Annotated in this window: 19 protein-coding genes and 1 tRNA gene; 10 read left to right on the top strand and 10 right to left on the bottom strand. The window is 72.8% G+C overall.

What is annotated here, in order from left to right:
• Positions 1–28 precede the first annotated feature (28 nt).
• The 3 genes from G8D98_RS09060 to G8D98_RS09050 all read right to left on the bottom strand — a co-directional run bounded on the left by G8D98_RS09060 (position 29) and on the right by G8D98_RS09050 (position 3,167).
• The gene (locus G8D98_RS09060) at positions 29–658 is read right to left on the bottom strand and encodes an RDD family protein (RefSeq protein WP_166101902.1); all 630 of its coding nucleotides are present in this window, start codon (positions 656–658) and stop codon (positions 29–31) included.
• Between the two features lie 64 nt (positions 659–722).
• A complete protein-coding gene (locus G8D98_RS09055) occupies positions 723–1,964 on the bottom strand; it encodes a DUF4032 domain-containing protein (RefSeq protein WP_166101900.1) in 1,242 nt (413 codons plus the stop codon).
• Between the two features lie 105 nt (positions 1,965–2,069).
• A complete protein-coding gene (locus G8D98_RS09050; protein ID WP_166101897.1) occupies positions 2,070–3,167 on the bottom strand; it encodes an ABC transporter ATP-binding protein in 1,098 nt (365 codons plus the stop codon).
• Positions 3,168–3,373: 206 nt separating this feature from the next.
• Here G8D98_RS09050 and G8D98_RS09045 point away from each other — a divergent pair, with 206 nt between their 5' ends.
• From G8D98_RS09045 to G8D98_RS09020, 6 genes are all read left to right on the top strand, one after another.
• Positions 3,374–3,802 (top strand): CBS domain-containing protein, encoded by a 429-nt coding sequence (locus G8D98_RS09045; RefSeq protein ID WP_166101894.1) that lies wholly within the window; start codon positions 3,374–3,376, stop codon positions 3,800–3,802.
• Between the two features lie 91 nt (positions 3,803–3,893).
• Positions 3,894–5,585, top strand: a complete 1,692-nt coding sequence (locus G8D98_RS09040) for a serine/threonine-protein kinase (RefSeq protein ID WP_166101891.1) — start codon at positions 3,894–3,896, stop codon at positions 5,583–5,585.
• Positions 5,582–7,042 (top strand): threonine/serine exporter family protein, encoded by a 1,461-nt coding sequence (locus G8D98_RS09035; protein ID WP_166101888.1) that lies wholly within the window; start codon positions 5,582–5,584, stop codon positions 7,040–7,042. Before G8D98_RS09040 ends, G8D98_RS09035 begins: the two co-directional genes overlap by 4 nt.
• Positions 7,043–7,116: 74 nt before the next feature.
• Complete coding sequence (locus G8D98_RS09030; protein ID WP_166101885.1) at positions 7,117–8,187, top strand: LCP family protein; 1,071 nt, start codon at positions 7,117–7,119, stop codon at positions 8,185–8,187.
• A 137-nt stretch (positions 8,188–8,324) separates the two neighbouring features.
• Positions 8,325–8,397 (top strand) — tRNA-Thr (locus G8D98_RS09025).
• A gap of 153 nt (positions 8,398–8,550) precedes the next feature.
• A complete protein-coding gene (locus G8D98_RS09020) occupies positions 8,551–9,681 on the top strand; it encodes a tyrosine-type recombinase/integrase (protein ID WP_166101882.1) in 1,131 nt (376 codons plus the stop codon).
• 8 nt (positions 9,682–9,689) lie between these two features.
• Here the strand turns inward: G8D98_RS09020 and G8D98_RS09015 are convergent, their stop codons facing one another.
• From G8D98_RS09015 to mobF, 3 genes are all read right to left on the bottom strand, one after another.
• Positions 9,690–9,878, bottom strand: coding sequence for an excisionase family DNA-binding protein (locus G8D98_RS09015; RefSeq protein WP_166101880.1), 189 nt, complete (start codon positions 9,876–9,878; stop codon positions 9,690–9,692).
• Complete coding sequence (locus G8D98_RS09010; RefSeq protein ID WP_166101877.1) at positions 9,875–10,084, bottom strand: hypothetical protein; 210 nt, start codon at positions 10,082–10,084, stop codon at positions 9,875–9,877. Before G8D98_RS09010 ends, G8D98_RS09015 begins: the two co-directional genes overlap by 4 nt.
• A gap of 94 nt (positions 10,085–10,178) precedes the next feature.
• Positions 10,179–12,833 (bottom strand): MobF family relaxase, encoded by a 2,655-nt coding sequence (gene mobF, locus G8D98_RS09005; RefSeq protein WP_205859747.1) that lies wholly within the window; start codon positions 12,831–12,833, stop codon positions 10,179–10,181.
• 591 nt (positions 12,834–13,424) lie between these two features.
• On the opposite strand from mobF, the gene G8D98_RS09000 reads away from it, so the two are divergent.
• The gene (locus G8D98_RS09000; protein WP_240920861.1) at positions 13,425–15,623 is read left to right on the top strand and encodes an arylsulfatase; all 2,199 of its coding nucleotides are present in this window, start codon (positions 13,425–13,427) and stop codon (positions 15,621–15,623) included.
• The gene (locus tag G8D98_RS08995; protein ID WP_166101873.1) at positions 15,620–17,263 is read left to right on the top strand and encodes a SulP family inorganic anion transporter; all 1,644 of its coding nucleotides are present in this window, start codon (positions 15,620–15,622) and stop codon (positions 17,261–17,263) included. Before G8D98_RS09000 ends, G8D98_RS08995 begins: the two co-directional genes overlap by 4 nt.
• Before the next feature lie 54 nt (positions 17,264–17,317).
• Here the strand turns inward: G8D98_RS08995 and G8D98_RS08990 are convergent, their stop codons facing one another.
• The 4 genes from G8D98_RS08990 to G8D98_RS08975 form a co-directional block, all read right to left on the bottom strand.
• Positions 17,318–17,806, bottom strand: coding sequence for a DUF1269 domain-containing protein (locus G8D98_RS08990; protein WP_166101870.1), 489 nt, complete (start codon positions 17,804–17,806; stop codon positions 17,318–17,320).
• A 23-nt stretch (positions 17,807–17,829) separates the two neighbouring features.
• Positions 17,830–19,122, bottom strand: a complete 1,293-nt coding sequence (locus G8D98_RS08985; protein WP_229661821.1) for an ATP-binding protein — start codon at positions 19,120–19,122, stop codon at positions 17,830–17,832.
• A 103-nt stretch (positions 19,123–19,225) separates the two neighbouring features.
• Positions 19,226–19,783 (bottom strand): HdeD family acid-resistance protein, encoded by a 558-nt coding sequence (locus G8D98_RS08980; RefSeq protein WP_166101866.1) that lies wholly within the window; start codon positions 19,781–19,783, stop codon positions 19,226–19,228.
• A gap of 108 nt (positions 19,784–19,891) precedes the next feature.
• The gene (locus G8D98_RS08975) at positions 19,892–21,604 is read right to left on the bottom strand and encodes a SulP family inorganic anion transporter (RefSeq protein ID WP_166101863.1); all 1,713 of its coding nucleotides are present in this window, start codon (positions 21,602–21,604) and stop codon (positions 19,892–19,894) included.
• A 184-nt stretch (positions 21,605–21,788) separates the two neighbouring features.
• Here G8D98_RS08975 and G8D98_RS08970 point away from each other — a divergent pair, with 184 nt between their 5' ends.
• Entirely contained in the window at positions 21,789–22,673 is an 885-nt protein-coding gene (locus G8D98_RS08970; RefSeq protein ID WP_166101860.1) for a bile acid:sodium symporter, read from the top strand.
• A 61-nt stretch (positions 22,674–22,734) separates the two neighbouring features.
• On the top strand, positions 22,735–23,748 hold the full coding sequence (locus G8D98_RS08965) for a DUF389 domain-containing protein (protein ID WP_205859746.1): 1,014 nt from the start codon (positions 22,735–22,737) through the stop codon (positions 23,746–23,748).
• Positions 23,749–23,795 lie beyond the last annotated feature (47 nt).

The raw sequence follows: 23,795 nt of genomic DNA, 5'->3' as shown, positions 1-23,795 counted from the left end.
GGGCGCCCGCGACGGTCGGCCGCGGCGGTCAGCCGCGGGGGAGCTTGACGACGGTCGAGCCGACCGCCTTGTCGGCGAGCGTCTGGCGGTTGTCGTCCCAGAGCATCCACAGGTAGGACAGCCAGACCACCTGGTTGACCAGGCCCGAGAGCAGCTCCCGCCCGAGGCAGGTCCCGGCACCGACGGGCTGGCCGGTCCGCTCGTCGATGAGCCGCAGCCCGGTGTGCCGCTTGCCGAGGCTCTGCCCGGTGCGGCCCATCCGCCACACCCGGTTCCAGAGGTTGAAGACGGCTGCGGCCAGGCTGGCGAGGACGATGACGGCGATGCCCGCGGCCAGCAGGCCGCCGTTCCCCCCGACGAGGTGGGCGACGCCGTCCGCGTCGTAGGTCGTCTCCCTGGGGACGCCCGCGACCGTCAGCACGATGCCGACGACCATGGGGACGAAGAAGACCAGCGAGTAGGCCATGTCGATGAGCAGGGCCAGGGCGCGGTCGCCGAAGGAGGCCACCGGCCCGAACTGCGACTCCACCCACGCCAGCCGGGCGCCCGTACCGGCCGGGGCGGTGGTCGGCCCGCCGTAGGGGTTGACCTGCGGCGGGGGAGCAGCCGGCGGGTGGGGCTGCTGTTCCGGCGGTGGCGGCGGCTGTGCGTCGCTCATGGTGGGTCCTCCCAGGGAGTGTCGGCCGGCTCCCGATCCTAGGGCGCGGCCGGCGCGGGCGTGCTCAGTCGCCGGCGACGACCGGCAGCTCCTCGGTGTCGACGCCGAGGACGGCCATCTCGTCCGGCTTGCCGGGCAGCACCTTGGCGACGTAGTCGGCGATGACGTCCTGGATGGGGACGTCGTGCTGGGCCCGCTCGGCCATGTACCAGCGGTGCTCGAGCACCTCGTGGAACACCTCGGCCGGCTCGAGCTTGCCGAGCAGCTCGCGCGGGACGCCCCGGGTCACCGGCTCGTACACCCGCTGCAGCCAGTCGTGCGCGACGATCTCCTCGTCCTCGCCCTGGCGACCGGTGGCCGCGGCGAACACCTCGAGGTCGTTGAGCAGGCGCCGTGCCTGGTTCTCGCGCACGTCGAGACCGGTGAGGCGCAGCAGCCGCCGGGAGTGGTGACCGGAGTCGACCACCTTGGGCTGCAACCGGATCGACGTGCCGTCGATGTCCGTGGTGATCTCGAGCTCGTCGACGTCGAAGCCGAGCTTGTTGAGCCGCCGGATGCGGTCGTCGACCCGCCAGCGCTCGGTGTCGTCGATCGTCTCGGCACCGGTGAGCTCCTCCCACAGCTCGCGGTAGCGGGTGACGATCCGCGAGCTGACCTCGATCGGGTCGCGCTCCTCCTGGAGCAGCCCGCCGGCCTCGAGGTCCATGAGCTCGCCGGCGATGTTGACCCGCGCGATCTCCAGGTCGTGCTCGCGCTGGCCCTCGCTGAGGCGCTGGCGCAGCTCGCCGGTCTCGGCGTCGACGAGGTAGGCGGCGAAGGCGCCGGCGTCGCGCCGGAAGAGGGTGTTGGACAGCGAGACGTCGCCCCACCAGAAGCCGGTGAGGTGCAGCCGGACGAGGAGCACGGCGAGCGCGTCGATGAGCCGGGTGGCGGTGCCCCGGCGCAGCGACTGGCTGTAGAGCGCCCGGTAGGGCAGCGAGTACTGCAGGTGCCGGGTGACGAGGCAGGCGTCGAGGGGCTCCCCGTCGGTGCCGACCCGCCCGCTGACCACGGCGAACGGCTCGACCGCGGGCAGGTGGAGCCGGCGCAGGTCGCGCAGCATCTCGTACTCGCGCCGGGCGATGTCGTCCTTGATCTCCTTGATCGCCAGCACCCGCCCGGAGAGCCGGACGAAACGCACGACGTGCCGGGAGATGCCGCGGGGGAGCGCGGCGAGGATGTCCTCGGGCCACTCCTCGAGGGGGATGCGCCAGGGCAGGTCGAGCAGGGCGGGGTCGGGTCGGGCGGCGGTCAGCTCGAGGGCCATGGTGGCGTCCTGCGGGTCGTGGTGTGCGGCACGGGACGCAGCGACGCCCCGGACGAGAGGCTCGTCAGGGGCGTCGCCGCATGCCGGCGTCCTTCGGACGCAGCGTCAGAGACGCTCGCCGGAGGCCTTGTCGAAGACGTGCATGTGCTGGGCCTTGGGGTAGACGTAGATCGTCTCGCCCTTGTTCGGCACGGTGCGGCCGTCGACGCGCGCGATGAACGGCTTGTCGAGGTTGTCGTCGCCGCCCTCGAGCTTGATGTCCTGGTCGGTCGGCGTGCCGTAGACGTAGGCGTCGGCGCCGAGCTCCTCGACGACGTCGACGGTCAGCTGCAGGCCGTCGTCGTTCGTCGTGACCTCGACGTCCTCGGGGCGCACCCCGACGATGACGTGCGAGCCACCGGAGCCGCCCTCGCGCGGGATCGGGACGCTGTGGGTGCCGAACTTGGCGCCGTCGGAGCTGACCGGCACGGTGACGAGGTTCATCGCGGGGGAGCCGATGAAGCCGGCGACGAAGAGGTTGGCCGGCTTGTCGTACATCTCGCGCGGGGTGGCGACCTGCTGGAGCACGCCGTCCTTGAGCAGCGCGATCCGGTCGCCCATCGTCATCGCCTCGACCTGGTCGTGGGTGACGTAGACCGTCGTGACGCCGAGCCGGCGCTGGAGAGAGGCGATCTGGGTGCGGGTCTGCACGCGCAGCTTGGCGTCGAGGTTGGACAGCGGCTCGTCCATGAGGAAGACCTGCGGGCTGCGGACGATCGCCCGGCCCATCGCGACGCGCTGGCGCTGGCCACCGGAGAGGGCCTTCGGCTTGCGCTCGAGGTACTGGGTCAGGTCGAGGATGTTCGCGGCCTCCTCGACCCGCTTGCGGATCTCGCTCTTGTCGACGCCGGCGATCTTCAGGGCGAAGCCCATGTTGTCGGCGACGGTCATGTGCGGGTAGAGCGCGTAGTTCTGGAAGACCATCGCGACGTCGCGGTCCTTGGGGGACAGGTCGGTCACGTCGCGGTCGCCGATCCAGATCTTCCCGCCGTTGACCTCCTCGAGGCCGGCGAGCATCCGCAGCGAGGTGGACTTGCCGCAGCCGGAGGGACCGACGAGGACGAGGAACTCCCCGTCCGCGATGTCGATGTCGAGCTTGTCGACGGCCGGGGTGTCGGACCCTGGGTAGATCCGGGTGGCCTCGTCGAACTTCACAGTTGCCATGGCGTCATTGCCTTCCTTCACCGGCAGGAACGTGCCGGACGATCCGTTGTAAAGGGGATGGAGCTCCCGCTGCGTCGGTGCACACGGTGAGGACCAGTATGCCGGATGCCGCCGCGCGCCGCGAGGGTGCCCCGGCGGCCGCGTGGGACGTGGCGCGGTGACGCGTTCCCCTGGCGCGTCGGGGCGGGAGTCCCTACGGTTGGGTCATGAAGATTGCCGACGTCGTCAAGCGCAAGGGGGATGCGGTCGTCACGGTGGGGCCCGAGGCGAGCGTCGGCGAGCTGCTGGGGCTGCTCTCCGAGCACGGCATCGGCGCGGTCGTCGTCAGCGGGGACGGCTCGGCCGTCGACGGGATCGTCAGCGAGCGCGACGTCGTGCGGCACCTGCACACCGACGGGCCGGCGCTGCTCGAGGTGCCGGTGCGCCAGATCATGACCGCCGAGGTGCACACCTGCACCCCGGAGGACTCCCTCGAGGACATGGCCGCGCAGATGACCGACCGCCGTATCCGGCACGTCCCCGTCGTCGTCGACGGCACGCTCGCGGCGATCGTCAGCATCGGCGACATCGTCAAGACCCGCATCGACGTCCTCCAGGCCGAGCGCGACCAGCTGCGCGACTACATCTCGCAGTAGCCGGCGGGGCCCGCGTGGGCCCGCCCCGCGGGCCGGCGTGCCCCCGCGTGGTCCTCAGCGCGCACCCAGACCGAGCGCTTACCGTGGTGACATGACCGCCGACGCCCCCGTGGACGGCGACGTGCCGCGGGACCACGACGAGCCGGTCTCGCCTGCCCGGCTGGGGCCCTACCGGCTCGTCCAGCGCCTCGGCCAGGGCGGGATGGGCGTCGTCCACCTCGCCCTCGACCGGCACGGCCGGGCGGTGGCGGTCAAGGCGCTGCGCGGTCACGTCGCGCAGGACGCCGACGCCCGGGTGCGCCTGGCCCGCGAGGTCGACACCCTGAGCCGGATCCGCAGCCCGCGGGTGGCCCCGGTGATCGACGCCGACGTCGACGGCGAGACGCCGTACGTCGTCACCCGCTTCGTCGACGGGCCCTCGCTCGACGAGCACGTCGAGGAGTGCGGCCCGCTGCCGCCGCAGGAGCTGCACCGGCTGGCCGCGGGGCTCGCCGAGGCGCTGGACGCCATCCACTCCGCCGGGGTCGTGCACCGCGACGTCAAGCCGGGCAACGTCCTGCTCGTCGACGGCGACCCCGTGCTCATCGACTTCGGCATCGCCCACGCCGTCGACGACGTCCGGCTCACGAGCACCGGGCTCGTCATGGGCACGCCCGGCTACCTGGCCCCGGAGGTCGTCCAGGGCGACGACGTGACCCCGGCGACCGACTGGTGGGGATGGGCCGCGACGACGGCGTTCGCGGCGAGCGGCACGCCGCCGTTCGGCGGTGGGGGGATGAACGCCGTCCTCGCGCGGGTCGCGTCCGGCGAGCCCGACCTCGTCGCCGTCGACCCGCGGATCGAGCCGCTGCTCTACGCGGCGCTCTCGCCGTACCCGGACGAGCGCCCACACCAGGACGAGGTGGTGGCCGCGCTCGAGCGCTACGCCCACGGCGAGCTGGCCACCTCGGCGATCGACGTGCGGCGGGCCCGCCCGGAGACCCGGGCCATCGACACCTCGGGCACGGCGCTGCTGCCCAGCCCGGCCGCGGCGGCCTCGGCCCCGCCGGCGCCAGCCCCGCCCGCGCCGCCACCTCCCTGGACGCCGCCGCCCGCGACGCAGCCGCGCGGGCCGCTCGTCCCGGGTCTCGAGGAGGACGACGAGGACGACGTCCTGCGCGTCCAGGTCGACCCGCGGATCGGCCGGCCGAACCGCTCGGGGACCCTGCTCGCCCTGCTCGCCCTGCTCGTCGGGGTCACGGTGGCCGCCCCGCTGGCCGGCCTGCTCGTCCTGGGCCTGTGGATGGTGCTCGCGCGCACCGCCGACCGCTCGGTGACCTCGCTCGTCATGCGCCGCCACGAGCGTGGTGCGCGCGGGAGCGACGTCGCGGTCGCGGTCGCGAGCGGCCCGTGGCACGCCGTCGTCGGGGCCCTCGGGGCTCTGGTGACCCTGGCCCTGCCGCTGCTCGTCGGGGTCTCGGCGATGTTCGCCGGTGCCCTCGTCGTCGGCGGGCTGACCGGGGGCGCCGACTCCAGCGCCGACGGGCCGCTGCCCCTGGCCGGCGCCGCCGTCTTCACGGCGCTCACCGCGTGGTGGGGGCCGGGCGGGGCGAGCCTGCGCCGCGGCAGCCGCAGCATCGCGCGCGGCCTCGGCGGGCACCCGAGCGTGCGCCTCGTCCTCGTCGTCGCGGCGCTGCTCGCCGGCGCCGGGCTCGTCGCGGTGGCGCTGCGCCGGGGCGAGCCGTCGTGGTGGCCGCTCCATGGCTCGCCCGGCTGGGTCGACCAGGTGGTGCCGCCGCTGTGAGCGACCCGAGGACCCGGCGGGCCCGCATCCTGCGGGGCGACCTGCCGACCGAGCCGATGCCCATGGCCGACCTGCTGCGGCGCACGCCCTACCGGCACGCGCGCATCCCGCACCAGGCCGCCGGCGACCCGACCATCGAACGGGGCCTCGACCTCACCGTGCGGGTCGGTGAGCTCATGCTGCGCTGCGGCGCGGGCGCCCCCCAGGTCGAGGGCGCCATGGCGGCGACCGCCGCGGCGGCCGGCGTCGACAAGGTCGACCTCGACATCACCCTGCAGTCGATCCTGCTCCAGGCGCGCAGCAGCGAGGGGCACCGGCACACCGTGGTGCGGGTGGTCCGGCACACCCGCTACGACTACGCCCGGATCGTCGCGGTGCACCGGCTCGTGCAGTCGCTCGTCGCGGGCGAGGTGACCACCGAGGAGGTCGCCTCCCGGCTGCGCGAGGTGGAGCGCCACCCTCGCAACTTCCCGCGGTGGGCGGTCTCGGCGGCCAACGCCGTGCTCGCCTCGGCGGTGGCGGTCGTCATCGGCGCCAGCCCGCTCGCGGCGGTGCTCACCATCGGGGTCGTGCTCGTCGTCGCCGGCATCGCCCGGCTGCACGCGCGGGTGGAGCTGCCGGAGTTCTACGGCAACGCGATCAACGCCTACGCCGCGACGCTGCTCGCCGGGGGGCTCTACGCGATGGGCGCGGCGGACTGGATCTCATTCGGGGAGAGCGACTTCGCCTACGTCGTCGCCGGCGGGATCGTCGCGATGCTGCCCGGGCGCACGATGGCCTCGGCGATCGAGGACGTCATCTTCGGGTACCCGCTGACCGGTGCCGGGCGGCTGCTCGCCGTGTTCCTGTCGCTGACGGGCCTGATCATCGGGATCGCCTCGGGCCTGGGGACGATGCTGACGATCACCGAGCACTCGGGGGCCGACTTCGTCTCCCCGGACGTGCTCGACCTGCGGGTGACCTCGGCGCCGATCGTGCCGGCGATCCTCGCCGCGCTCGTCGTCGGGCTCGCCGCGGGGGTCACCGTCCAGAGCCGGCGGCGGCTCGTCGTGCCGATGGGAGTGCTCACCGTCGTCGGGGTGGGTGTCTCGGCGCTGCTCACCCGCGTGCTCGACATCGGGGTCGTCACCGGGACGGGCCTCGCCGCCGTCTCGATCGGTGTCCTCGGGCGGCTGGTCGCCCAGCGGCTGGACGCGCCGTCGATGGTGCTCGTCGTGCCGGCGAGCTTCGGGCTGCTGCCCGGTCTGACGATCTTCCGGGGCCTGTACGAGCTCGTCGCCGAGGGCTCGGACTCGGGGCTGCTCACCTTCCAGTCGGGGCTCTCGACCCTGCTCTCGGCCGGGGGTGTGCTGCTCGCCATCGCGACCGGCACCGTCCTCGGTGAGTTCCTCGCCGCGCCCTGGGACCGGCACATGCGCGGGTCGAAACGGCCGCGGACCGACCAGGTGCCCCTCTGAGGGCGGTGCCCGGGCGCTGAGACACGGCTGAGGGGTGTCGAGCGGCGCGACGGGTGCCCCCTACCCTCGTGCCCATGCGTGCCCGTCACCTCGCCGCCGCGCTCGCTGCCGCGGCGGTCGCTCTCGCCGGCTGCTCGGGCGACCCCGACCCGGCCCCCTCCTCGACCTCCCCGACGCCCACACCCTCCCCGGCCATCACGGTCAAGGGCGCCGACGCCGCCCTGACCCGCGCGGTCGCGAAGGTGTACGCCGGCAAGACGGGCGTCACGGCGACCGCCCACCTCGGCACGTGGAAGAGGAAGAAGGTCGCCGTCGTCACCTCCGGCAAGGACGTCACGCTCGCCGTCGGTCCGTCGTGGAAGGTCGTCGGCGGCTGGTGGCCGTCGCTGGAGCGCCGCGCCTCGCTCGGCAAGGGGCCCCGGTTCGTCCTCGTCATCGGCTCGGACGCCCGGCCGGGGGAGCCGCTCAAGGGCACCCGGGGCGACACCCTGCAGATCGTCGGCATCGACGGCAAGGGCGGCGGCGGCATCATCGGCATGGCCCGCGACATCTGGGCACCGATGCCCGGCGGTGGCGAGGCGAAGATCAACGCGGCCTTCGCCTACGGCGGGGGCAAGGGGCAGGTCGAGACGGTCCGGGCGGTGACCGGGCTGCCGATCGAGGGGTACGTCGTCACCGGCTTCGGCGGCTTCCAGAAGATCGTCAACAAGTCCGGGGGCCTGCCGATGAAGGTCGCGGAGAAGCTCGTCTTCCTCGGCACGACGACGGTCAAGAAGGGCAAGCAGGTGCTCAGCGGCAAGTCGGCGCTCGCCTACGCCCGCGAGCGCAAGTCGCTGCCCGACGGCGACTTCGGCCGCTCCGCGCACCAGGGCGACCTGCTGCTCGCCGCCGCCGTCGCGGCCCGGGTGCAGGGCCCCTCGGTCATCCCCAAGGAGATGACGCTGGTCTCGAAGTTCGCCGAGTCCGACCGCACGGCGACCGAGGCGCTGACCTTCGTGGCGTCGATGTACAAGGTCTCCCCGGGCAAGGTCGGGCACACCGTGGCCAAGGGCGGCTTCGGCACCTCCTCGGACGGGCAGTCCATCGTCATCCTCGACGACGAGTCGAAGCAGGCGTTCGTGAAGTTCAAGGACGGCCGGCTGTAAAGGTCGGCACGGATGTCGTGCCCGGTGACCGTGCCGCCGCGGTGCGTTTGCTGGGTCGCCGGATGGCTGCCCCCGGGCGCCCCGGTGCCGGGCGCCCGCCCGCGTAGAGTGTGTGGCCGCCGCCCGGCGGGTGGCTCGCTGGCGTGGCGCAATCGGTAGCGCACCTGTCTTGTAAACAGGTGGTTGGGGGTTCGAGTCCCCCCGCCAGCTCTCCTCCCTGACCTTGTACTTAGCCCTTCTGAACTGCGATGATGTGTGCTGTCGGCACGGTTGACGGCGTGGACACAGGGGGTCACAGATGGACATGGGTAGCACGAGGCATTGCACGCTAATCGCACGAAATTGTCGTGCGATGGGGCCGCCATGACTGCGCGGAAGGGTCACCGGGGCTTCGGCCACATCCGAAAGCTGCCGTCGCGCCGGTACCAAGCGAGCTACATCGCACCCGACCTTCGTCGGGTCAACGCCCCCGTCACGTTCTTCACGAAGGCGGACGCCGAGGGCTGGCTCGGCGTCGAGCATCGGAAGATCGCGGACGGCGCTTGGGAGCGGCCGAAGCCGCCCGAGCCGCCGGCACCACCGCCGGTGCTCGAGACCTTCGGTGGCTACGCCACGACCTGGGTCGCCGTGCGTGACATCAAGCCGAAGACCCGCGAGGGGTACGAACACATCCTGACGAAGTACCTCCTGCCGAGGTTCGGCGCGCAGCCGTTGGTCGAGATCAAAGCGCCGGACGTCCGCGCCTGGTGGTCGTCGATGGACCCCAACACGCCGACGGTCCGGGCCCGCGCCTACGGAGTGCTGAAGGCGGTGATGAACACGGCCGTCGCCGACGACGTCATCGACGCCAACCCGTGCCGTATCCGTGGCGCCTCGAACGCGCCGCGAGCGAGGGACGTCCGGCCGGCGACGGTCGAGGAGCTGACGGTCATCGTCGCGGCGATGCCTGATCGCTACCAGGCGCTCGTGCTGCTGGGCGCGTGGTGCGCGCTGCGCTCTGGGGAGATGCTCGAGCTCCGTCGCCGGGACGTCGACCTCCTCAACAGGACCGTCCGGGTCGAGCGCGCCGTCTCGCAGGTCCACGGCCGTGCCGTCGTCGGGACACCGAAGTCCGCGGCCGGCATCCGGACGGTGGCGATCCCGCCCCACGTCCTCTCGGCGCTCGCGCACCACTTCGAGGAGTTCGTCGCGCCCGGTCCTGACGCGCTGTTGTTCCCCGCGGCCGACGGCGTCTCGAGCCTTCAGCCGTCCGGCTTGTACAAGCACTGGAAGAAGGCGCGGGCTGCGGCCGGTCGCCCGGATCTGCGGATCCACGACCTGCGCCACACCGGCGCCACGATGGCCGCGATGGCCGGCGCTACCCTCGCCGAGCTGCAGCAGCGTCTCGGCCACAGCAGCGTCAACGCCGCCCTGCGGTACCAGCACGCGGCGCAGGGCCGAGACCGGCAGATCGCCGAGGCGCTCTCCCGCATGTCGAACCCGAGCGGCGAGTAGCGGACCGGTCACCGCCCGTTCGGCACCTTGACCAAGATCCGGTCCACGTCGTCCGGGTCCAGCCGGATGAGCCGTCCGCACCGATAGGCAGTCAGGGCGCCGTCCGCGATGCGCCGTCGGAGCGTCTTGGTGCTGATCCCGGTACGTTCCGCGGCCTGGCTGAGGGACTCGTACGAGCGACGAGCGGCGATGGTCATGAGCGGGGGATGCCGAGCCAGCGGCGGGTTTCGGCGACGGTGGTGTAGAGGCGTCCGGTGCCGTTGAAGCGGGACCAGCGGGGGCCGACGCCGCGGCGGCGCCAGTCGCGGACGGTGCGTTGGGGGGTGTGGATGAGGGTGCAGAACTGCTCGAAGGTGAGCAGGGCGCTGTCCTCCCACTGGGTGGGGACCTGGATGGGCTGCATGCGCTGGCTCCTGTCGACCGATACGGCCTCTTGTCTCCAAAAGCCCTTGAGGGGGTGCTTCAGGGTCCTCTGGGCGGTTCTTGTGACCGGATCGTTACCGTCCGATGTGGGGGGAGCGGTCGGGTGACGTCGGCCGCCAGGGGGTGCGCTCGGGTGCGCGGCGTGGCGCCGGGACGACCGGGGAGTACAAGAGGCTGGCAGGCGCTTGGGGTCCGTAGCGGTCGATGTCCTCGAGCGCTTGGTCGATGGCGTGGGCGGGTCCGAGGTCGGCGCGGTCGCGGCTGAAGGTGGTGACCCACTGGGCGCGGGCGCCCTCGAGGGTGTCGGCGACGAGGTGGGCGGTGTTGGTGTGTCGGCCGCGGGTCATGGCGACGTAGGTGGCGGCGGCGCCGGTGGTCTCGTCGAGGAGGAAGTGCGCGGCGGGGACGGTGTCGCCTTGGGCGCCGTGGACGGTGGTGGCGTAGGCGAGCTCGAGGTGGTCCTGGACGTAGTCGGCGGGTAGGTGCCGGGTGCCGCGTCGACCGCCGACGACGACGGAGCCGTCCTTCTCCACTGCGGTGATGGTCCAGCGGTCGCGGTTGGCGACGCGCAGGTCGGGGTGGTTGCGGCGGGTGGCGACGAGGTCCCCGGCCGCGAGGGTCTCCCCGGCACGGGTGGTCACGGCCGGCGCCGTCGGCGAGGTCCGTTCGGTACGGCGGTGGTCGCGGATGGCGGCGTTGAGGGCGGCGATCTGGTCGCGGGTGTCGGCGATGACGAGCCCGTCAACCCGGGCGAGGGCGGCGGTGCGTTCGACGGCGGTGGGGTGCAGGACGACCTGTCCGCGGTCGTGGAGGGCGTCGAAAACGTGGGCGGGGTCCTGGCCGGTGCGCATCAGGAGGGTGAGGGCGGCGTAGTCGGGGTCGTCAAACCGGTGGATGCCGTCGAGGAGGACGTGCGCGTCGGGGGTGGCCCACCTGATGGCGTGGTCCAGGACGCCGCCGCGGCCGACGGCGGGCAGCTGGTGGGGGTCGCCGACGAGGGCGAGGCGGGCGCCGGCGGTGTCGGCGACCTGCAGCAGCGCTTGGGCGGTGTCCTGGTCGAGCATACCGGCCTCGTCGACGACGAGCAGGTCACCCGGGAGCAGCCGCGCCAGCGGGTGGACAGGTCCCGGTTCGTGCCAGCGGTGTCCGTCGCTGTCCCAGCGGTGACCATGGTGGTGGGCCAGCCAGGCGGCGGAGAACGCGTCCGCGCCGGTCTCGGCCTGCACCACCTGGGCGGCCTTCATCGTCGGGGTGACCACGACGAGCCGGTGCCCTTGCACGTCGAGGAGGTCACGGGCCGCGGCGAGAGTCGTGGTCTTCCCGGCTCCGGCGGCGCCTTCGACGACGACCAGCCGCGCAGTCCCGGCCATCGCGCCGACCGCCCCCCGCTGGGCGGGGTCCAGGGCCCGCCCGCCGCTCCGGGCACCGACGGGATCGGGTGTGCCGGGATGGTTGGCGCGGGCGGCGAGGCGGGTGGTGATGTCGCTCTCGACGTCGAGGACCCGCCGCGAGGTCAGCGCCCGCACGTGTTCGGGGACATCGCCGCGGTCCAGCAGCGGCACGCACCGATACACGGCACGTGTGGTGAGGTCCTCGACCAGCTCTCCCCGAACCGTCGGCGCGGTGATGACGTCGAGGCCGGCGACGATCTGTTCGGTCTCGCCGCGGATGTCGGCGGCGTTCCAGGCCGACCGGCGCGCGCCGAGCCGGGTCAGGACCAGGTCGGCCACGGCGTCCCGGTTCACCCGCCCAACAGCCGTCCCGACCAACCCGGCGCCGAGGTCCGGGTCCGGCCGGGGTGGGGTGAAGCCGAGGTCGTGCAGCTCCTCGCGCCACCGCGCGACCAGGTCCGCCCCGCTGGTCGGGGTGACCTTGTCCGGGCGGGCCTGCGCCCAGGCCCGCCGGTCCCACGTGCGACGCAGCCGCTGGTCCGGCTCGGCGCCGGGATGCTCGGTCCGCCACGCCGCCTCGTACCGGTCGATGTTCCGGCCGATCTGGGCCGCGCGGGCACTGAACCGCCCGGCGTACGGGGCCAGCTCGGCGACCTCACCCGACGCGGGGTCGAGGTGGTACCCGCGGGCCGCCAGTGCCCGGCGGAAGTCGAGGTCGCAGGCGACCGCGGCGTGACCGATCCCGTTGACCGCCTGGATGAAATCCACGACCCCGACCGAGTGCAGCCCCCGCCACTTCCCGCCGGCCAGGACGCGGGCGTTCACCTGGAGGTGCAGGTGCCGGTGCGGGTCACCCGCCCGCGAGGTGTGGTGCCGCACCACGGCCGCCTCGAGCCGGTCGACCGGCACCTGGACCTGCCGGCCCCGCGGCCCGACCCTCGTGGTGGCGTGCTCGGCGAGCCACCCGATGATCTCCCGCGCCGCCTTCTCCTGCGCCGTGTCGTACGCGGCGGCGATCTCGGGGTGCAGGGACGCGGCCAGGGACCAGGTCTTGGGTCCGTTGACGACGACCTCGACGAACCGCAGCCCCCGCTCGTCGGTGCGCAGCTGCCCCTTGGCGGCCCCGGTCTCGGCGTCGTAGCCGGCGACCCACCGTTCGTACGCCGGGCCGTCCAACGCCCCCGCCTCCAGCACGGTCGCCGGGCTGTCCGGACCCGTGGTGGCGACGAACCGGGTCGCCAAGCCGGTGCCCTCAGCCAGGTAGTAGTCATCCGCCCGGGACCGGTCCGCCTCCACGTAGGAGCGGGCCGCGACAGCCGATCCGCGGTAGAACTTCACCCCGCCATGCACCCGGCCCCACCACCCGTCACTGCCCGTCAACCAGCCTCGAAACGACGTTCGGCCCGCCCTCACGGGCGGACCGACCTACGGACCTTCGTAGCATGCGTGCCGCTCTATGGAGAGGCTTCTCGCGGGCAGTCCTGGGATGCGTCTTCGGACTCGTCACAGGACGTCAATAACGCCGTGAATAGGAGTTCTGCACGGACTCAGCTCGTGCAGACGTGTGTCCGAGTCGATTGGCGTCCGGCGGTCATCTTGCCTTCGCTCACTCGGGTGACACGGAATGCCGCGACCGACATCCGGCGGATCGCGAGGGCACGTCGCTGGCGCCGGTTCGGTGGTGCGCAAGGGGTCTGCGGACGTCGGGTCACCCTCGGAGGGTGAAGGACTCTCGCCCGGCACGCACCACGATGTCGGCACCCGACCGGTCAAGAGCGGAGACCTTCTATGACACCCGTGAGCAGCCGTTCCCGTCTCCCCCTGGCGACAGCAACGCCACCGGGGGACACCCCGGTCGACGCGCGGGACGGTGTGGCCCCCGAGCCGCAACCTCCGCTGCGCCCGCCGGCCGGCGCACCGAACGTGCTCGTGATCCTCATCGACGACATGGGGTTCGGCGCCAGCAGTGCGTTCGGCGGCCCGTGCGAGATGCCGCACGCCGAGCGGATGGCCGCCGAGGGGACGCGGTTCACCCGTTTCCACACGACGGCACTCTGCTCCCCGACGCGTCAGGCGCTGCTGACCGGCCGGAACCACCACTCCGCCAACATGGGGGTCATCGCGGAGATCGCGACGTCGTTCCGTGGCTACACGGGGATTCGTCCGGACGACTGTGCGACGTTGGCGCAGGTCCTCCGGATGAACGGGTACTCCACGGGCGCCTTCGGCAAGATGCACCAGACACCGCCGTGGGAGACCAGCCCGTCCGGTCCCTTCGACCGCTGGCCGACGGGGGAGGGCTTCGAGAAGTTCTACGGGTTTCTCGGGGGGGACACCCACCAGTACACGCCCGCCCTGGTCGAGGGGACGACACCGATCGAACCGCCTCGGACTCCCGAGGAGGGGTACCACCTGTCGGAGGACCTGGTCGACCAGCTCCTGGCGTGGACCGGGGCCCTGGGTGCGCTCACCCCGGACAAGCCCTGGTTCGCCTACCTGGCCTTCGGCGCGACACACGCGCCGCACCACGCTCCACGGGAGTACCTGGAGCGCTACCGCGGCCGCTTCGACCACGGCTACGACGAGCAGCGGGAACTGACGTTCGCGCGCCAGCAGGAGCTGGGTGTCGTCCCGGAGGACGCCGACCTCACCGAACCCAACGCCTACATCCCGGCCTGGTCCGACCTCACCGACGACGACCGGTTCGTCGGCACCCGCCTCTTCGAGGCCTACGCCGCGATGGCCAGCCACACCGACGACCAGGTGGGCCGGGTCCTCGCCGCCCTCGAGGATCGAGGCGTGCTCGACGACACGGTGGTGCTGTACATCCTCGGCGACAACGGGTCCTCGGCCGAGGCGGGTGCGTACGGGACGTTCAACGAGATGGCCTACCAGAACAACGTCCTGATGACGACGGACGACATCCGCGAGCACGTCGACGAGATCGGCGGCCCGACCGCGTTCAACCACATGCCGTCGGGGTGGGCGCAGGCGATGAACACCCCCTACCAGTGGAGCAAGATCGTCGCGTCGCACTGGGGCGGGACCCGGACCGGCATGGTCCTGCGGTACCCGCCCGTCGTGCCCGCGGGCGAGGCCCGCTCGCAGTTCACCCACGTCATCGACGTCGTCCCCACCGTCCTCGAGCTGGTGGGGATCCCGGCGCCGGACACGGTGAACGGCATCGACCAGAGCCCGTTGGAGGGGACGAGCTTCGTCTACGCCCTCCAGGACGGGGGCGCACCCGAGCGGCACCGCACCCAGTACTTCGAGATCGCGGGCAACCGTGGTGTGTACCACGAGGGGTGGACTGCCGTGACCCAGCACCTGTTGCCCTGGCCCGACCCCGACTGGGTCACCCCACCGCTCGACGAGGACCGGTGGGAGCTCTACGGGCCCGACGACTGGACCCAGGCCCACGACGTCGCCGACGCGCACCCGGAGGTCCTGGCCGCTCTCCAGCAACGGTTCCTCATCGAGGCTGCGAAGTACCACGTCCTGCCTCTTGACGACCGCGAGCGTGAACGGTTCGACGCGCGGCTGGCCGGCCGCCCGGACCTCATGGCCGGACGCACCCGGATGACCCTCCATCCCGGGATGACCCGGCTCAACGAGAACACGGTGCTCAACGTGAAGAACACCTCGTTCACGGTGACCGCTGACGTGTCGCTGCCCGAGGAGCCGGTCCAGGGGGCGATCGTCGCGCAGGGCGGCAGCTTCGGCGGCTGGTGCCTGTACGCACGGGACGGCCATCTCTGCTACGCCCACAACTTCGTGGGGATGGAGACCTACACCGTCCGCTCGCACGAGCCGGTCGGTGGCGGCGACCACGTCCTGGGAATGGCGTTCGACTACGACGGGGGTGGCGCGGGCAAAGGTGGGACGGTGCGGCTGCAGTGCGACGGCCGCGCCATCGGGGAAGGCCGGGTGCCGAGGACCGTGCCGGGTCTGTTCTCGTTCGACGAGGGCCTCGACGTGGGGCTGGACAGCCTCGACCCCGTCGTCCGGGACTACACCACGCCGCGGGGCGAGTTCACCGGCACGATCAAGGCGGTCGACATCGACATCGACCCGGATGCCGAGCACGACGCCGACCTCGTCGTGAAGGCGAGGTACCGCAGGCAGTGACCCGGTCCAGGACCGGTGACCTGCGCTCGGACGCCGTGGCCGGGGTGGTGCTGGGGGTCGAGAGCGTTCCCGATGGTCTCGCGAGTGGCGTCCTCGCGGGGGTCGACCCGGTCTCCGGCCTGTACGGCTACCTCTTCGGGATGGTCGGTGCCGCGGCCTTCACGAGCAGCACCTTCATGGCGGTGCAGGCGACCGGCGCGATGTCGCTCGTCGTCGCCGACACCGATCTCGCCTCCCGGCCGGACCCCGAACGGGCGCTGTTCACCCTCGCGGTGCTGACCGGGCTCGTCATGGTCGTGGCCGGACTGCTCCGCGGTGGTCGGCTGCTGCGGTTCGTCCCCACGGCGGTCATGACCGGCTTCGTCAGCGCCGTCGGGGTCAACATCGTGCTCGGTCAGCTCTCGAACCTCAGCGGGTACGCCTCGGAGGCCGGGAATCGTCTGCTGCGCGCGGCCGACCTGCTCGTCCACCCCGGTCGCGCCGACGTCGCGTCCGTCGCGGTCGGCGCGCTCACGGTGCTGCTGATCGTCGGCCTCGAGCGCACCCGCCTGCGCTCGCTCGGCCTCGTTGTCGCCGTCGCGGCGGCGTCCATCCTTCCCGCCGTGCTGCACCTCGACGTGGCGCTCGTGTCCGACCTCGCCGACCTGCCGGGCACGTTGCCCGCTCCACGGCTCCCGGTGCTCGGAGACCTCCTGTCTCTCGTGGTCCCCGCACTGTCGCTGGCGTTCGTCGGTCTCGTGCAGGGAGCGGCGGTGTCGTCGGGCCTGCCGAACCCGGACGGCCGCCGGTCCGACGCGTCGCGGGACTTCGTGGCCCAGGGCGCTGGGAATGTGCTGTCCGGCGTCTTCCAGGGGATGCCGGTCGGCGGGTCGATGTCGGCCTCGGCCCTGGTCCATGCGGCCGGTGCCCGCAGCCGGGCGGCGTTCTTCGTGGCCGGTCTCACGATGGCGGTCGTGATCCTCGCCCTGTCCGACGTCGTCGGGCGTGTGGCGATGCCGGCGCTGGCCGCGCTGCTCGTCGTCGTCGGCATCCGCACGGTCAAGCCCGCGGCCTTCCTCTCCGTGGTGCGCACGGGCCCGTTCCAGGCGACGGTCCTGGCCGTCACTTTCGTGCTGACCGTCGTCGTGCCGCTCCAGTACGCGGTCGTCACCGGGGTCGGGCTGGCCATCGTCCTGCACGTCGCCGACCAGTCCAACCGCGTCAGCCTGCGCCGGGTGGAGCTGCGCGCCGACGGTCGGTACCGCGAGACGGATCCACCGGCCACGCTCGAGGCGGGAGACGTCGTCGTCCTCCAGCCGTACGGGAGCCTGTTCTTCGCCAGCGCCCCGGTGTTGGAACGGCAGCTTCCGCGGGTGACGGACGGCAGTACGGGTGCGTGCGTGGTCATCCGCTTCCGCGGTGTGGACCAGCTCGGGCTGACGCTCGTGGACGTCCTGCGCCGGTACGGAGCCGAGCTGAGCGCCCGGGGTGGTGCCCTCAAGGTCGTGCTCGGCACCGAGCGCGCTCTGCGGCAGCTGCGGGGCGAGGGCCTCGTCGACGAGCTGGGGGCAGAGCACGTCTACCTCGGGACGGAGTGGATCGGGGACACGACCCGCCGGGCCTACCGGGACGCCCTGAGGGAGTTCCGGTCCGACGAGTGAGGACCTGGACGCGACTCGGCGGCGCCCCGACGGCTCGGGGGCCGGGCGCTCGTCCTACTCCTCGGCGAAGGCAGCGCGCAGGGCGTCCTCCTCCTCGCGCGAGAGGTTGGTCCGGATGAGCTCGAGGTCCTGTCCGGCGAAGGCCTCGCGGACGCGGTCGATGACGGCGTCGGAGGAGAGCAGGAACAGGGCCGAGGTCCCTTCGGTCAGCTCGTCCCGGACGCGGTTGATGAAACCGTCGTCGATCCCGGCGTCGCTGAGGGCTCCCGAGAGGGCCCCGGCGGCGGCGCCGATGGCAGCGCCGAGCAGGGGGACGAAAAAGATCAAGCCGAACAGCATTCCCCAGAAGGCCCCTCCGAGGGCACCGGAGGTGCGCAGGTCGTTCACCTGCCGGGTGCTGGGTTTCTTCTTCCCTTCGGGCCACGACACCGTCGCGGCGTCGTGCACGGTGATGAGCTCCTGGCTCGTGAGCGCCTCCAGCGTTCGTACCGCGTCCTGCGCTCCCGTGGCGGACCCGAACTTCCAGACGGTCAGCGTGGCCATGACGTCCTCCTCTTCCTCGGTGGTCAGATCCGGTCGCGGTCGGCAGTGGCAGCCGCCGCGGCCGGTGCGAGCGGGACGGCGACGTCGGACCCACCGTTGACGGTGAGCCGTCGACCCATCCGCACCCGCATCGGGCACGGGGCGAACCGGCCGGCGAAGACGGCCTCGCCCTGCCGGAAGAACGGCGCCCGTCGCAGCATCTCCGGTGGCGCGAAGCCGAACAGGTCGACGACCTCCTCGACGTCCGCAGGCGAGTTCATCCGCATGAGCATGAGGTTGTCGCACTGCGAGAGCACCTGGGGGTGGACCTTGGACGGACGTTGGGTGGACAGCAGCAGCCACAGTCCGTACTTCCGGCCCTCCCCGGCGATCTGCACGAGACGCTCGACGAGCATCTCCTGGATCTCCCCGACCGGATGGGCAGGGCAGATGTTGTGGGCCTCGTCGATGACGAGGAGCTGCGGGCACCGCTCGTGGCGCCCGGCCCACAGGTTCTCCAGGAGGTCCAGGCTCACCGCCGACCCGGCCCGGGGGTCGTCGAAGCCGGCGAGGTCGAGAACGGTGACGCGGGCGCCACCGCGGACCACCTCGGCCGCGGACCGGTCCTCCCGGGCGAAGACCTCCCACTCCGGAAGCCCGAGGTTCTGGATCCGCTGCGCCAGGGCGCGCTCGTCCGTACCGCCGCCCAGAAGGGTGCGCACGTAGGCCTCGACGCCCTCGAGCGGAGGCCGCCCGGCGCTCAGCGAGTCCAGGAACAGGTTGTACTCCGCCCGGTCCCGGAGCGGGTCGAGCCGGAGCACCGCGGCCTGGGCCCGCCGCGGCATCGTCACGAACCGCATCCGCAACGGCTCGCGCTCCGGCTCTCGGCCGAGGACCCGGATGTCGGCAGCGCCCAGCCGGGCGGCGACGTCGGCCTCGACGTCCGGCCGGGTCTCCGCCAGCCGGACGAAGTCGGCGTTCGGGTCGAGGACCGCCATTGGGAGCTCGGTGCCGAGCAGCAACTGCTCGAGGAGGACGCCGAGGGCGTAGGTCTTGCCCGACCCGCTCTGGCCGCACAGGAAGGTGTGGCGGTTGAAGCCGGAGGCCCGGAGCAGGGCGGCCGACGAGGCGGACCCGGCGTCCCAGGTGCCGACGGGAATCTGCGCCCCGGACGCCCGGTGGATCGCGGACAGGGTGTCGGCGACGGCCGGCCGGGCGTCGAGCCGCGCCCAGCCCGCGACGTCCGGGTCGAGACGGTCGTCGTCCAGACGGCCGAGGACGCTGCCTGTCCGAGGCGTGAGCGCTTGGAGGACGATCTCGCCAGGCCCTTCCTCCACCGTCCACAGGTCGCCGGGCGTCAACGGCGGCTGCCCGTCGTGCAGTCCGAAGGTCCGCCCGTCCGGCGACCCGACCTGCCGGCGGTCGGTCGGCGGACCGCGGTCAGGCGGTGGCCCGGGAGGCATCGTGGCGTCCGGCCGGGACGATCCGACGGCGTCCGGCGACCATGACCGAAATTCCCTCGACGATGGCCTGGACGCCGAGCAGGACGCCGAGGAAGGCGAAGGTCGACGAGAACAGGTTGAAGAGGACGGACAGGCCGAGAAGTGTCGACACACCGCCGCTCAGCAGGAGGGCGACGCGACCCTCGCCGGTCCCGAAGGCGGCGACGAGGCGGACGATGCCCGTGCTGAAGAACAAGGAGCCGGCGACCAGGGTCAGGGTCAGGGCCGCGACCCCCGGGTTGCGGACCATCGCGAACCCGATGGCCGCGAGGAGGCCGCCCCCGATGATCCCGGTCCAGAACCCGTCCTTGCCGATCCGGAAGAGGGTCACGACGACCGCCACGACCCCCATGAGCAGGGTCGTCCACCCGACGAAGAGCACCGACACCGCGGTCGCGATGATCGTGTGCCCGAGGACGACGAACCCGGCGAGGACGAGGAACGCCCCGAGGGCGATGTCCCAGCCCGTGCGCTCCTCCCGGACGATGGTCGACATCGGCAGGCTCCTTCCGGTGGCCGGCGTCACGGTGACGTCGACGGCCAGCCTCCCGAGGACGGTGCCGGTGCCACCTCGCCCGTCATGGGTGAGACCGACGGTGGCGTTTCAGTCGACCGCGTCCCGGATGTGCTGGTGCAGCCGGTGCTCGAACTCCCGGTCCACCCCGGAGCGTGCGAGCTGCCGGCGCGTCGCCTCGTGCGTCCGGGCCAGGTGCAGCGCGACCCCGTGCTCGGCGAGCCACGTGTCCGCGGTGCGCAGGGCGTCCGCGCCGTCGGTGTCGAGGTCGGCGACCATCTCCATGTCGAGGACGACCCGGGTGATACCCGGTCGTCCCTCCACCAGACCGCGGACGGCACGCAGAAGCCGGTCCTGGTTCGCGTAGACGAGCGGGGCGCCGAACCTCAGCACCCCGACGTCCGGCCGGGAGGCGGTCGCGTCGAGTGGTGAGCCGGCGTGGAAGCCGTCGGGACCTTCGGTGAGCTCGACGACAGACGGGAAGCTGGCCCGCCGCACGAGGAAGACGAGGGACAGGAGGACCCCGACGGCCATGGCCGGCAGGGTCTCCCAGACGAGGACGAGGACGAACGTCGTGACACCGGCGACGAAGTCGAGCCGGTTGACGATCCAGAGGCGCAGGACGCGACGGGGGTCGGCGGCGGGCAAGACTGCGGCGATGACGACCGCCGAGACGACCGGCTCCGGGAGGAGGGCGACGACGGGGCCGAGGACGAGGAGGGACGCGAGGACGACGAGACCGGCGACGAGATTGGCGACCTGGGTACGGGCGCCGGCGGCCTGGCTCGCGGCGGACTTCGAAAGGCTGCCGGAGACAGCCAGGCCGCCGAACAGGCCGGCGGCGACGTTCGCCGCGCCGGAGCCGAGCAGCTCCTGATCGCCGTCGACGTCCTCGCCGGTCCGGTCGGCCACGGCGCTGGCCGCGGCGAACCCCTCGGAGAAGCCGACGAGGAGGAGCGCGGTCGCGCCGGCCGCGAGCTCGAGCCAGGCGCCTGCTCCGAGGTCGGGGATCCCGGGTGTCGGCAGCCCCTGTGGGATGTCGCCGAGGACGGGCACGCCGTGCCGATCGAGGTGGAGGACGGCGACGGCGAGGATCCCGGCGACGACGACGACGAGCGCGGCAGGGACGCGGTGCACCCGTCGCTCGAGCACGAGGATGAGGAGCAGGGAGCCGACGCCGACCGCGACGACCGGGGGCTGCCACGCGGGGACGTGGGTCACCACCTCGACAGCACGGCCGAGCGCGGTCTCTCGCTCGAGCTCGAGGCCGAGCAGGGTGTCGAGCTGTCCGACGACGATCGCGATGGAGAGTCCGGCGACGAAGGCGTGGAGGACCGGTCGGGACACGAAGTTGACGATCCACCCCAGGCGGAGGGCTCCGGCGAGGACCAGGAGGACGCCGGAGGCGAGGGCGAGCCCCGTGGTCACGGCCACGGGGTCGACGCCGGTGCCGGCGATCTCGGCCACCAGGGACGCGCTCAGCGCGGCCACGGCGGACGCGGGTCCGACGACGAGGACGGAGGTGCCGCCGAACACCGCGTAGGCCGCGATGGCCGCGATGGCCGCGTACAGTCCGACCTCGGGAGGGACCCCGGCGATGCCGGCGTACCCGATGGACTCGGGGACGAGCAGGGCGGCGAGGGCGATCCCGGCGACGACGTCACGCGGCAGGTCCCGCCCGGGCGCGTAGCGGGGCAGCCAGGCCAAGACGGGCAGGACGCCACGCAGCGACCGCGAGGGTCGCGCGACGAGGTCCTCGCCCGGGGCGGGCGCACCGTCGGGACGGGTCGCACGCTCGCGCATCGCGCCACGGTAGGGACGCGGTCGACGTCGGCGGTTCACCCGGAGGGGATGAGGTGACCGGGCTCGTGGAGCTGGTGCGATGGGCGCCGCACCGGCGGACGTCCGCCGGTCCACGCGAGGGAGCGGTGATGGAGCATTCCCGAGCGTCGTCCGCAGTGAGCGGGTCCACGCTAAGCGGCCCGCGATGACCGGCGCCACCGAGGCGCTGGTGGCCGTGGCCCGGGCGGGGATGCTGACCTTCGTCGTCGTCGGGATGGTGACGACCGGTCTTGCGCTCACGGTGCGTGGCGTGACGAGACCTCTGCGGGACGTGCGGCTCGTCGCCGGGACGCTCGTCGTGAACTTCGCCGTCGTCCCGGCCGTCGTCGTGCTGCTCGTCCGGCTCCTCCCCGTCGAGCCGGCCACCGGCACGGCCCTCGTCCTCGTGGCCTGCTGCGCGGGTGCCCCCTTCCTGCCGACCTTGGCCCGGCTGGTCCATGGTGACCTCGCGATCTCGGTCGCGGTCATGGTCCTGCTCATGGTCGTCACGGTCGTCTACGCGCCGCTCGTCGTGCCCGTCGCGGTCGAGGGGGCCAGCGTGTCCGCCGGGCCCATCGCCCTCTCACTCGTCGTCGTCATGCTGCTGCCGCTGGCGGCCGGGCTCGGGCTCCGCGCGTGGCTGCCGGAGGTCGCCGCATCGTGGGCCCGGGTGCTCGCGCCGGTCCCGACCGGGGCGATCGTGCTCGCGCTCGTGGCCGGACTGCTCGCGGCCTGGCGGGACATCGTCGGGTCCGTCGGCTCCTGGATCTTCGTAGGGACGCTCGGGCTGCTCGCGATCGCCTACGTCGTCGGGGCTCTCGTGAACCGGACCCGGTCCACCCCCGACCGAAGACTCCTCGGACTCGCTGCCGCGCAGCGGAACATCGCGGCGGCCCTCGTCGTGGCCGCGTCCATGGACCCCGACGTCGTCGTGCGGACCCTGGTCGCCGCCATCCTCTCCTCCGTCGTCCTCCTTGTCGCCGCGGCGCGGCTCGGAGCAGGGGCGGTGACCGCCGAGCCGCAGGCCGGCGCGTCGCCGACGGCGGCGTGACGGTGTCGGCCCACCGGCGTGGCGTGGTGGCGGTGTGGCGGGGCCACCGGAGGGTCCGGTCGTGACGGCGGGCGGGCTCGGCGCGCGAGGGCTTGACCGCCTGACCCCCGCGGACGTCGAGCGGATCACGGGCACGTACTTCCTGGACGGTCCGCACCGGGCCCGGATGCTGTCCTCGTTCTGGGTCCTGCTCGTCCTGTCGGCCGTCATCGCCGGCGCCGGGATCGTGGCCGACTCCACCGCGACCGTCATCGGCGCCATGATCGTCGCCCCCCTGATGCGGCCGATCCTCGGCACCGCCTGTGCGATCGTGCTGTCCCGTCGGCGACAGTTAGTGGCCAACATGCTCCTCGTCGTCAGCGGCGCGACAACGGTGGTGGCCGTGGGGTGGCTCCTGGGGCTGACCGTGCCTCTGGACGTCGTGGCCGACACCAACAGCCAGGTCGCCGGTCGGGTCAGCCCCCGGCTCATCGACCTGATCTCCGCGCTCGCCACCGGGGTCGTCGGGGCCTACGCGCTGACCCGCTCGGACGTCGCGGACAGTCTCCCCGGCGTGGCCATCGCGATCTCCCTCGTGCCACCGCTCGCGGTCGTCGGGCTCACTCTTGAGTCGGGCAGCCCCGACGAGGCCCTCGGGGCGCTCCTCCTCTTCGGCACCAACGTCGCGGCCATCATCGCGACGGGGACGGCCGTGCTCCTCATCGCGCGGCTGCGCGAAGCGGCCCACAGGGCCGGTGCCGAGGTCGGCGTCCTCGCAGGCCGGACGCTCGCGATCGTCGCGGGGTCGATCATCCTCGTCGCGGTGCCGCTCGCCGTGGGGAGCCGCAACGTGGTGCAGGAGCAGACCGCTGTCGCAGCGGCCCGACCGGTGGCGCAGAAGTGGGCCGCGGACCAGGGCTGGACCGTGACCGACGTGTTCTTGCGCGCCGGGGTCCTGCACATCGTGAGCATCGGGCGGCCCCCGGAGGCCGACGCGGAGTCCCTCCGTGCCGCCCTCGACCGCGCCGGCCTCGCGGACACCGACGTGGACGTGACCCTGGTGGTCGGCGGTTCGGTGGTGCTGCCCGCCGGCTGATGTCACGGTGCGCAGTCCGCGGTGACCCGGACTCACCCGTCACGGAT

Origin of the sequence: Phycicoccus endophyticus (assembly GCF_011326735.1) — a bacterium.
GTDB classification, from domain to species: Bacteria; Actinomycetota; Actinomycetes; order Actinomycetales; family Dermatophilaceae; genus Phycicoccus; species Phycicoccus endophyticus.
The sequence above is the reverse complement of the archived record's forward strand: the minus strand, read 5'-3'. Positions and strand labels throughout refer to the sequence as shown.